A 9,493-nucleotide genomic window follows, 5' to 3' on the forward strand; every position below is an offset into this window, starting at 1 on the left:
TGACTTTAAGCCTTTGACTTTGACGTTAAGCCTTTGACCTTGAAGCTAAAGCCTTTGACTTTGAACCCCAAAACCGTCCCCCTCAAAAAGACCCCCTAATAGAAGGCGCCCGCAAAGAAACCCCCGCTCTCCGCGAATTCTCCTCAATCTCCGCGATCAGCGGCTCAATCCTCGCGAGTTGCGCGCGGTTATCGTGATCCCACGGATGAAACCCCGGCCGGAAATAATCGAACCACTCCGGGATCATCCTGCGCAGCACCCCCGGCTTGCCCCACAGAAACCACATCACCCCACCAAACCCACGCAGCTTGTTGCGGCACTCGCGGTCGGCCATCACCAGCCGCACGTGGAACACGAACACCATCGCCCAGAACGTCGCGGTGGTGGTCAGCATGGTGAAGGTGCGCAGCAGGTAGCGCGACAAGCCGGGCTTCATCACCGTGTTCCACACGTCGTAGGCCACCGCCTTGTGCTCGGTTTCCTCGAGCGCGTGCCAGATCCACACCTGGTGGTAGCCCGGTTCGGAGCCGCCCATCTGCTCCGGGTCCGCCAGCAGGCCGCCGGCCAGCATCGCGGTGTAGTGCTCCAGCGCGATGGTGTGGGCGAGCTGCCATGACTTCGGCAGGATGCGGCGCAGCAGGTTGAGCAGCTTGGCCACGGTGTTGTCGAGCTGCGCGGCGGGCAGGCCGGCTTCGCTCATCAGGCGGTTGTAGAGGATGTGCTCGCGCGTGTGCATCGCTTCCTGGCCGATGAAGCCGGCGATGGCGCGCTTGAGTTCGGGGTCGGCCACGTCGTCGCGGTAGGCGCGCACGCTGTCCATGAAGAAGCGCTCGCCGGCCGGGAAGAAGATCGACAGCGCGTTGACGAAATGGGTGACGTGGCGGCCCCGCACGTGCCAGTCGGCGATGCGGCTGGCGGGCAGGTGGGGATGCACATCGCGTCGGACTGGCATCATGATCGGAACTCCTGTCTAGGCTTGGATTGCGTGGGGCGCGGGCTGCGCGACGTTGCCGCGCCCGGCGAGGAAGTGCAGCAGGTCCGCCGCCACGCGCTGCGGGTCTTCTTCCATCGGGACGTGGCCGAGGCCGGCATAGCGCTGCAGGCGCGCGCCGGGAATGCGCCCGGCGAAGGCCTGCGCGTGCGCGGGCGGAATCCAGCGGTCGCGCTCGCCCCACAGCACCAGCGTGGGCGCGCGGATGCCGGCCAGCGCGTCGGTGTCGAGCGCCGCGAAATCGAGCCTGGGCACCATGCGGCCCACCGCCTCGCGGCTGCCCTCGGCGTAGAAAAAATCGACGTAGCGGCGGAAGGTGGCTTCGTCCACGCGCGCGGCGTCGCCGTAGACGTCGCGCGTGGCGGCGCGGATGATGGCCTCGGGCAGCATCCACGGCGCCGACCAGCGCACCGGCGCGTGGTTGAACAGCGCGATGTAGAGCGGCAGCTTCATCGGGAAGCCGGCCGCGTCGACCAGCACCAGCTTGTCGACCTGGGCCGGGCGGCGCGCGGCGAGGTCCCACGCGATCAGGCCGCCGAGCGAGTTGCCGATCACGCTGGCGCGCCGCAGGCCGATGGCCTGGCAGAAGGCGTCGATGAAGCGGCGGTACATGTCCACGTCCATCGTGGCGATGCGCCCGCGCGCGTCGCGCAGCGGCCCGGTCAGGCCGAACGGCGGCAGGTCCACGCGCAGCACGCGGTAGCGCTGCGACAGCGCCGGCAGCACGCCCTGCCACGTATGCAGCGACGCGCCGAAGCCGTGGATCAGCAGCAGCGGCTCGCCGTCGGGCGCGCCCTCGTCGGTGTAGTGGACCAGCGTGCCCATCACCTGCACCCAGCGCGAGGCCGGCAGCGCGTAGCGGTGCGCCAGCGTCTCGCGCGACAGGCTGAACAGGCCGATGCGGCCCTGGCCGAACCAGCGCGTGAAGGCGCCGGGCGGACGCCGCAGGCGCGCGTCCGCGGCGGCGGCGCGGCTCATGGCGCGTCTGCGCCGCCGGCGGGCCTGGCCGCCACGGTGCCGCCCGCGGGCGCGGGCTTGCCGAGCGGGCTCTTGCGGCGCGCCCCGCGCACCACCAGCGACTGATAGGCGGCGGGCAGCAGCCGCGCCATCAGGTCGGCGGCCACCGCGTCGGGCCCGATCAGCACGCGGCGGCGGTCATGGCGCACGCCGTTGAGGATCACGCGCGCGGCCTTGTCGGCGCTGGTGATGAAGAACTTCTCGAAGTCGTCGCGGCCCTGCTGTTCGTTCTCGACCAGGAAGCCGGCGACGTTGGGCGCGATGCGGCTGGCCTGCGCGATGTTGGTCTTGATGCCGCCCGGATGCACGCAGGTGGCGGAGACCCCGCAGCCGAGCAGGTCCAGTTCCTGGCGCAACGATTCGGTGAAGCCGCGCACCGCGTACTTGCTGGCGTTGTAGCCGCTCATGCCGGGCTGCGCGAAGATGCCGAAGATGCTGGAGGTGTTGACGACGTGGCCTTCGCCGCTGGCCTTGAGGTGCGGCAGGAAGGCTTTCGTGCCGTGCACCACGCCCCAGAAGTTGATGCCCATGATCCATTCGAGATCGTCGTAGCTCATGCCGTCGATGGTGCTCGACAGCGCCACGCCGGCGTTGTTGAAGATCAGGTTGACGCGGCCGTGCGCGTGCGCGGCCTGCGCGGCCCACGCATGCATGGCGGCGCGGTCGGCCACGTCCACCACGTGCTGCGTGACCATCAGCGCGGGCGCGGCGCGCATGACCTCGCCCACGGTCTGCGCCAGGCCGGTCTGGTCGCGGTCCGACAGCGCGAGCTGGCAGCCTTCGCGCGCCAGCGCCACGGCCAGCGCGCGGCCCATGCCGGAGCCGGCGCCGGTGATGGCCGCCACCTTGTTCCTGAATTGCTTCATGCGGGAGTCTCCTCGCGGGTCGTTTGTTCTTGGTGGTTGTTTCTTGCCTGGCTCATGCGCGGCTCATGCCTGGGCAGCCGGCGCCGGCTGCCGCGCGGCCGCGGACAGTTGCGGGTGCATCAGCGAGCGGGTCTCGTAGTCGGCCATGTCGAAGCGCGCGGTGGCGCGGCGGAACTGCCAGGTGAAGCCCGGCCACAGCGTGGTGTTCTTGCCGGTCTTGGAGTCGAGATACCAGCTCGCGCAGCCGCCTTCGGACCAGATCGCGCGCGCCAGCTTGCGCTGCAGCCCGGCGTTGTAGTCGCGCTGCGCCGGCGCGCGCACGTCGATGGCCTGCACGCGGTGCCGGCCCATCGCCTTGAGCGCGCCGAGGATGTAGTTCACCTGCGACTCGATCATGAACACCATCGAGCTGTGGCCGAGGCCCGTGTTCGGCCCCACCACCATGAACAGGTTGGGAAAGCCCGCCACGGTGGTGCCGAGATAGGCCTCGGCGCCGTCGCGCCAGGCGTCGAGCAGGTCGATGCCGCCGCGCCCGAGGATGGCGCCGCGCGGAATCGGGTCGGTGGCGTGGAAGCCGGTGCCGAAGATGATGCAGTCGGCCGGGCGGCGGCTGCCGTCGCGCATGACGATGGCGTCTTCCTCGACGTGGCCGATGCCCGCCGTCACCACGTCCACGTTGGCGCGCGCGAGCGCCGGGTAGTAGTCGTTGGAGATCAGCACGCGCTTGCAGCCGATGGTGTAGTCCGGCGTGACGGCGGCGCGCAGCGCGGGATCGCTCACCTGGCGGTGGATGTGGCCGCGCGCGATGCGCTCCACCGCCTTCATCAGCCTGGGGTGCACCACGAAGCCGAGCACGCGCGACTCCAGCATCCAGTAGATGCCGCCGCGCACCAGCTTCTGCGTGAACGGCAGGCGGCGGAACAGCCAGCGCTCGGCCGCGGAAACGGTGCGGTCCGGCTTGGGCATGATCCACGGCGGGGTGCGCTGGAACAGGTCCAGGTGCGCCACGCGCGGCGCGATCTGCGGCACGAACTGGATGGCGCTGGCGCCGGTGCCGATCACCGCCACGCGCTTGCCGGCCAGCGCGTAGTCATGGTTCCAGTGCTGCGAATGGAAGGTCTCGCCGCGAAAGCGCTCCAGCCCCGGGATGGCCGGGTACGCGGGCCGGCTCAGGCCGCCCATGCCGGACACCAGCACGCGCGCCTGCACGCGCTTGCCGTCGGCCATCTCCAGCTGCCAGGTACCGCTGGCCTCGTCCCACGCGGCGCGGCGCAGTTCGTGGCGCAGGCGCAGGTGCGGGCGCAGGCGGAACTGGTCGGTGCAGCGCTCCAGGTAGGCGCGGATCTCCGGCTGCGGCGAGAACATGCGCGACCAGTCCGGGTTGGGCGCGAACGAGAACGAATAGAGATGCGACTGCACGTCGCAGGCGCAGCCCGGGTAGTGGTTGTCGCGCCAGGTGCCGCCGACCGAGCCGGCCTTCTCGAATACGGCGAAATTGTGCAGGCCCGCCTGCTTGAGGCGGATCGCCATGCCCAGCCCGGCGAAGCCGCTGCCGATGATGGCGATGTCGCAATACTGGGTCGGACCGGCGCCGCCGGGGCCCGGCGGCTGGGGTCCGGCGGTGGACAACTCGGGGGGCAGGTCCGCTGGCGCGTTCATAGGCTGTCTCTCGTGCCGCGGGCGCGCCGGGCGGGGTGCCCTGACGCGCCGCAACATCATTGATTGTGACATTGATGGATGTCATCGTAGGCAGCGCGGCAGCGCGGGTCAATGCCGGGATTGGAATGTCGCCTCTAATTTTTAGCGGATTTTAGCGGGCCGTTCGCCGTATTAAACGGTGACTAGGCGTGTTTTGGCCGCACTGGCAAGCGTACCCACTGCTGCGTTTGAAACCGCCGGAGGCGGGAGCACGGCGCCGGCCAGTCCGCTGCCGGTGCCGGCACGCCCTAGGCGCGCCCGCCGCCGAGCACGCGCCGGCGCCAGGCGTTCGGGGTTTCCCGCGTCCAGCGCTTGAATGCGTGGCTGAACGCGCTCTGCTCGGAAAAACCGAGCAGCATGGCCAGTTGCGCGAGGCTGACGGCGGGATCGGCCAGGTAGTGCTCGGCCTGCGCGCGGCGCACGCCGTCGACCAGCGCCGAGTAGTTCATGCCGCGCGCCTGCAGCCGCCGCTGCAGCGTGCGCACCGGCAAGCCCAGATGGGCGGCCACGCTGGCGATGGGCACCTCGCCGCGCGGCAGCGCGTGGCCGATGAACGCGCGCGCCTGCGCGATCTCGCCGCCGCCGTCCGCCTCGAGCGCGCGCAACTGGGCCTGGGCGATGCGCGCCATCTGCGCCTGCATCTCGGCGTCGGCCTGCAGCGAGGGGCGCGCCAGCAGCGCCGGGTCGATGTGCAAGGCGTGGCGGCCGGCGTCGAACGCCACCGGGCAGCCGAACACCCGCGCATAACCGTCGGCATGGCCGCCGGGCGGCGCGGCGTGCGGAAACTCGATGCGCTCGGCAAAGAAGCCCTCGCCGAGCAGCCAGCGCGCGAAGCAGATCCAGGTGGCCATGTGCAGCTCGTGCGCGTGGCGCGAGAGCGGGCCGTGCAGCGCCTCCCACGTCATGCACGCGCCGCGCGCCGTTTCCATCAGACGGGTGCGGCCGATGTCGTTGGCCAGCACTTCATAGCGGATGCCTTGCAGGATGGCCTCGCGCACGGTCGGCGTGGTCAGCACCACGTAGCCCATCTCCGCATAGTGGCGCGGCTTGAAGCCGGCGCCCGCGTGCAGCCCGGCCAGCGGGTCGCCGGTGGCGCGCGCGAGCGCGTCGAGCAGGGCCAGGTAGTCGGCCGCGGGCACGCGCGCGGCGGGACCGGCGGCGGCGTCGGACAGCGCCGGATCGAGCCCGGCCAGCGCGAGCAGGCGGACCGGCGCGATGCCGGCGGCCTCGCCGTGGTCGAGCACGGTGCGCAGGTAGGGCAGCGAGACGGTGCCGCCGGCAGCGCCGGCGGCCGCATTGGCGCGTGGCATCAAATGACCTGTCATGCGGAATCAAGACCGGGGGCCGATCTTGATCCAGACTGCGGCGAGCGTCAATGCGGGCAATCGACAACGATCGACGAGTTCACGCAGTCCCGAGGCGCACGAGAACAAGAGAAGGAGACACCATGCACGCCCCATGCACCGCGCCGCCCGGCGCGCTCTCGCGGCGCGGCTTCCTCAAGGTCGGGCTCGGTTTTTCCGCGGCGCTGGCCTGCGCGGGACTGCTCCCGGCGCTGAGCGGCTGCGCGCCCGCGCCCACGAACCCGACCGCCGGCATGCGCTTCCTGCGCGACGGCGACGTGGCGCTGTTCGGCGCGCTGCTGCCCGCCGTGGCCGACGAGCTGGCCGCGCGCGAGCCCGGCCAGCGCGCGCTGCATCTCGGCCAGGCGCTGCACAATATCGACGACACCTGCGCGGCGATGGACGCCAACGCGCGCGCCGAGCTGCGCAAGCTGCTGGACCTGCTGGCCATCGGCCCGCTGCGCCGGGTGCTGGGCGGCGTGCGCGACGACTGGCGGCACACCGACGCGGCGCAGGCGCGGCGCTTTCTCGCGCGCTGGCGCGCGAGCCGCTTCGCCACGCTGAACGCAGGCGCCGTGGTGCTGGTCAAGCTGTGCGGCGTGGCCTATTACCTGCTGCCCGCCGCGTGGGCCGGCGCCGGTTATCCCGGCCCCAATCCCGCCGTCTTCAACGCACTGCACGCCTGACGCCATGACCGTACCCGACCTCTACAGCGCCGGCATCGCGTCCGGCTGGAACGTGGTGGACGCCGCCACGCTCGCCGCGCCGCTCGCGCTCGACGCCGACGTGGCCATCGTCGGCAGCGGCGCCGGCGGCGGCGTGGCCGCCGAGATCCTCAGCGAGGCCGGCCTGCGCGTGGTGCTGCTCGAGGAAGGCGCACTGCGCACCTCCGACAGCTTCCGCGACATGGACGAAGGCCGCGCCTACCGCGAGCTCTACCAGGAGGGCGCGGCGCGCGCCACCGCCGACGGCGCCATCGCCATCCTGCAGGGCCGCGCGGTCGGCGGCAGCACCACGGTGAACTGGTCGTCGAGCTTCCGCACGCCGCCGCAGACGCTGGCGCACTGGGCCGCGCACCACGCGGTGAGCGGCCACGCCGCGGCCGACATGGCGCCGTGGTTCGCGCGCATGGAGGCGCGCCTGTCGGTGGCGCCGTGGGGCATGGCGCCGAACGGCAACAACGGCGTGCTCAAGCGCGGCTGCGACAAGCTGGGCTGGGAGTCGCACGTGATCCCGCGCAACGTGAAGGGCTGCTGGAACTCCGGCTACTGCGGCCTGGGCTGCCCGGTCAACGCCAAGCAGTCGATGCTGGTGTCGACCATCCCCGCCGCGCTGGCGCGCGGCGCCACGCTCGTGCACCGCGTGCGCGTGCGCGCGTTCGCGCACGACGGCAAGACCGTCGGCGCGCTCGCCGGCGAGGCGCTCGGCGCCGACGGCCGCACGCCCACCGGCGTGGCGGTGACGGTGCGCGCGCGCCACTACGTGGCCGCCGGCGGCGCCATCAACACGCCGGCGCTGCTGCTGCGCTCGCGCGCGCCGGACCCGCACCAGCGCCTCGGCCTGCGCACCTTCATCCATCCGGTCAACCTGAGCATCGCGGTGATGCCGGAGCAGGTCGACCCGTATTACGGCGCGCCGCAGTCGGTCGCCTCGGACCACTTCCAGTGGAAAGACGGCGCCACCGGCGCGATCGGCTACAAGCTCGAAGTGCCGCCGCTGCTGCCCGGCATCAGCGCGGGCGTGTTCGGCAGCGTGGGCGAGGCGCTGCGCGCCGACATGGCCGCGCTGCCGCGCACCAACGCCATGCTGGCGCTGCTGCGCGACGGCTTCGTGCCGCACAGCGAAGGCGGGCGCGTGCGCATCGCCGGCGACGGCAGCCCGGTGCTCGACTACGACATGAACGACTACCTCTGGGACGGCGTGCGGCGCGCGTGGCTGAGCATGGCCGAGGCGCAGTTCGCCGCCGGCGCGCTGCGGGTGCGGCCGGCGCATCTCGACGCGCCGTACTACGCCGACTGGGCCAGCGCGCGCGCGGGCATCGCCGCGCTGCCGCTGGCCAAGTTCCGCGCGGCGCTGTTCTCGGCGCACCTGATGGGCGGCTGCGGCATGAGCGACGAGCCGCGGCTCGGCGTGGTGGACAGCGGCGGCCGCCATCACCAGTTGAACAACCTGTCGGTGCTGGACGGCTCCGTGTTTCCCACCAGCATCGGCGCCAACCCGCAGTTGTCGGTGTTCGCGCTGAGCGCGCAGAACGCGCACGGGCTGGCCGCGCGGCTGGTGCGGTGAGCGCCGCCCGGCCGCCCCACGCAAGAGGGGTAAGACAAAGCGGTGCGCGCTCGCGCGCTTCAAGTCCACAATTAAAACGGGCGCGCAAGGAGCCGGCGCGCCCCGCGCCCCGCGCGCGGCGCCACGACGCAGGAGGCGGAGTCCGAGGCAGCGTTGGAAACAACGTTAGAGGCAACCCTCAAATTTTGCGCTTGTGAAACGCTCGCGGCGCTGGCTAGGCTCCGTACAACCGTTTCAAGCATCCGTTTGCCGACAGAGCAGGGAGCAGGAACGGCATGGCATTTTGCTGGGGTTCGATGCATGACAAGACAAGAGGCGCCCCCCATGAAGACCGGTAAAGGCACGGCAGGAGACACCAAGGCCCGCATTCTCGACGCCACCGAGCGCTTGTTCATCGAGGTCGGCTACGAAGGCACCTCGCTCAGGCAAGTGACCTCGCGCGCGATCGTCAATCTGGCCGCGGTCAACTATCACTTCCGCAGCAAGGAAATCATGATGCAGGCGGTGCTCGGGCGCCGCCTCGACCCGCTCAACACGCGGCGCCTGGCCGTGCTCGACGCCTGCGAGGCGCGCTGGCCCGGCAACCAGATCCGCTGCGAGCACGTCATGGGCGCGCTGTTCGTGCCCGCGCTGCAGATGGCGCGCGAGCCGGAGCTCGGCGGCCCGTCGTTCCTGCGGCTGCTCGGCCGCGTGTACTCGGACACCTCGCCGTTCATCCAGTCCTACCTGCTCGGCCACTACGCGCCGGTGTTCGGCCGCTTCTCCGGCGCCTTCGCGCGCGCGCTGCCGGAGATCCCGCCGCAGGAGCTGGGCTGGCGGCTGAACTTCGCGCTCAAGGCGCTGGCCGGCGTGCTGGCCGGCGACGAGCTCGGCAACCTGCTGCCGGCCTTCACGCAGGGCAAGGACGTGAGCGACGCGCAGGTGCTGGCGCAGTTGAGCGCGATGGTGATCGCCGCGCTCAAGGCGCCGGTGCCGGCCAGCCAGCAACTGTGCGCGCTGCAGGACGTGTTCGTGATCGGCGAGGCCCAGCACGCCGAGGAACGCGCCACGCAGGCCTCGCTCGACGGCCTGGTGGCCGAGCAGGCGCAGCGCGCCGACGCGCACGCCGCGGCCGCGCGCAAGACGCGCCGCACCGCGCGCAACGAGGGCGCCACGCGCGCCGCCGTCACCAGCATGGCGGTGCGCGGCGCGCGCGAGCACCCGCCCATCGTCTTCCCGAGCAATCCGCTCGACGACTGGATGCGTACCCGCTCCAGGACCTAGCGGCGCGTCCCGCGCGCCGGCCGACCGCC

General features: G+C 71.5%; 8 protein-coding genes. 3 read left to right on the forward strand and 5 right to left on the reverse strand.

Translation table 11 applies throughout. From position 1 onward, the window contains the following. Window positions 1–82: 82 nt before the first annotated feature. From K206_RS0133200 to K206_RS0133220, 5 genes are all read right to left on the reverse strand, one after another. The gene (locus K206_RS0133200; protein ID WP_029044375.1) at window positions 83–955 is read right to left on the reverse strand and encodes a metal-dependent hydrolase; all 873 of its coding nucleotides are present in this window, start codon (window positions 953–955) and stop codon (window positions 83–85) included. Between the two features lie 15 nt (window positions 956–970). Further along, window positions 971–1,969: an alpha/beta fold hydrolase gene (locus K206_RS0133205; protein ID WP_020206612.1), complete on the reverse strand. Its 999-nt coding sequence runs from the start codon at window positions 1,967–1,969 to the stop codon at window positions 971–973. After that, window positions 1,966–2,874: an SDR family oxidoreductase gene (locus K206_RS0133210; protein ID WP_020206613.1), complete on the reverse strand. Its 909-nt coding sequence runs from the start codon at window positions 2,872–2,874 to the stop codon at window positions 1,966–1,968. Before K206_RS0133210 ends, K206_RS0133205 begins: the two co-directional genes overlap by 4 nt. Window positions 2,875–2,937: 63 nt before the next feature. After that, the gene (locus K206_RS0133215) at window positions 2,938–4,533 is read right to left on the reverse strand and encodes an NAD(P)/FAD-dependent oxidoreductase (RefSeq protein WP_020206614.1); all 1,596 of its coding nucleotides are present in this window, start codon (window positions 4,531–4,533) and stop codon (window positions 2,938–2,940) included. Window positions 4,534–4,820: 287 nt separating this feature from the next. Next, window positions 4,821–5,882 (reverse strand): AraC family transcriptional regulator, encoded by a 1,062-nt coding sequence (locus tag K206_RS0133220; protein ID WP_020206615.1) that lies wholly within the window; start codon window positions 5,880–5,882, stop codon window positions 4,821–4,823. Between the two features lie 137 nt (window positions 5,883–6,019). Here K206_RS0133220 and K206_RS0133225 point away from each other — a divergent pair, with 137 nt between their 5' ends. The 3 genes from K206_RS0133225 (at window position 6,020) to K206_RS0133235 (ending at window position 9,464) form a co-directional block, all read left to right on the forward strand. Beyond that, the gene (locus K206_RS0133225; RefSeq protein ID WP_020206616.1) at window positions 6,020–6,601 is read left to right on the forward strand and encodes a hypothetical protein; all 582 of its coding nucleotides are present in this window, start codon (window positions 6,020–6,022) and stop codon (window positions 6,599–6,601) included. A 4-nt stretch (window positions 6,602–6,605) separates the two neighbouring features. Then, window positions 6,606–8,201 (forward strand): GMC family oxidoreductase, encoded by a 1,596-nt coding sequence (locus K206_RS0133230; RefSeq protein ID WP_020206617.1) that lies wholly within the window; start codon window positions 6,606–6,608, stop codon window positions 8,199–8,201. Between the two features lie 324 nt (window positions 8,202–8,525). After that, the gene (locus tag K206_RS0133235; protein ID WP_020206618.1) at window positions 8,526–9,464 is read left to right on the forward strand and encodes a TetR/AcrR family transcriptional regulator; all 939 of its coding nucleotides are present in this window, start codon (window positions 8,526–8,528) and stop codon (window positions 9,462–9,464) included. Window positions 9,465–9,493: the final 29 nt, after the last annotated feature.

Source organism: Cupriavidus sp. WS, assembly GCF_000395345.1.
Classification (GTDB): Bacteria; Pseudomonadota; Gammaproteobacteria; order Burkholderiales; family Burkholderiaceae; genus Cupriavidus; species Cupriavidus basilensis_B.

Coding starts and splice junctions, on each gene's coding strand:
- K206_RS0133215 (WP_020206614.1), bottom strand. CDS start 4,533: ATGAACGCGCCAGCGGACCTGCCCCCCGAGTTGTCCACCGCCGGACCC.
- K206_RS0133225 (WP_020206616.1), top strand. CDS start 6,020: ATGCACGCCCCATGCACCGCGCCGCCCGGCGCGCTCTCGCGGCGCGGC.
- K206_RS0133205 (WP_020206612.1), bottom strand. CDS start 1,969: ATGAGCCGCGCCGCCGCCGCGGACGCGCGCCTGCGGCGTCCGCCCGGC.
- K206_RS0133200 (WP_029044375.1), bottom strand. CDS start 955: ATGATGCCAGTCCGACGCGATGTGCATCCCCACCTGCCCGCCAGCCGC.
- K206_RS0133220 (WP_020206615.1), bottom strand. CDS start 5,882: ATGCCACGCGCCAATGCGGCCGCCGGCGCTGCCGGCGGCACCGTCTCG.
- K206_RS0133230 (WP_020206617.1), top strand. CDS start 6,606: ATGACCGTACCCGACCTCTACAGCGCCGGCATCGCGTCCGGCTGGAAC.
- K206_RS0133210 (WP_020206613.1), bottom strand. CDS start 2,874: ATGAAGCAATTCAGGAACAAGGTGGCGGCCATCACCGGCGCCGGCTCC.
- K206_RS0133235 (WP_020206618.1), top strand. CDS start 8,526: ATGAAGACCGGTAAAGGCACGGCAGGAGACACCAAGGCCCGCATTCTC.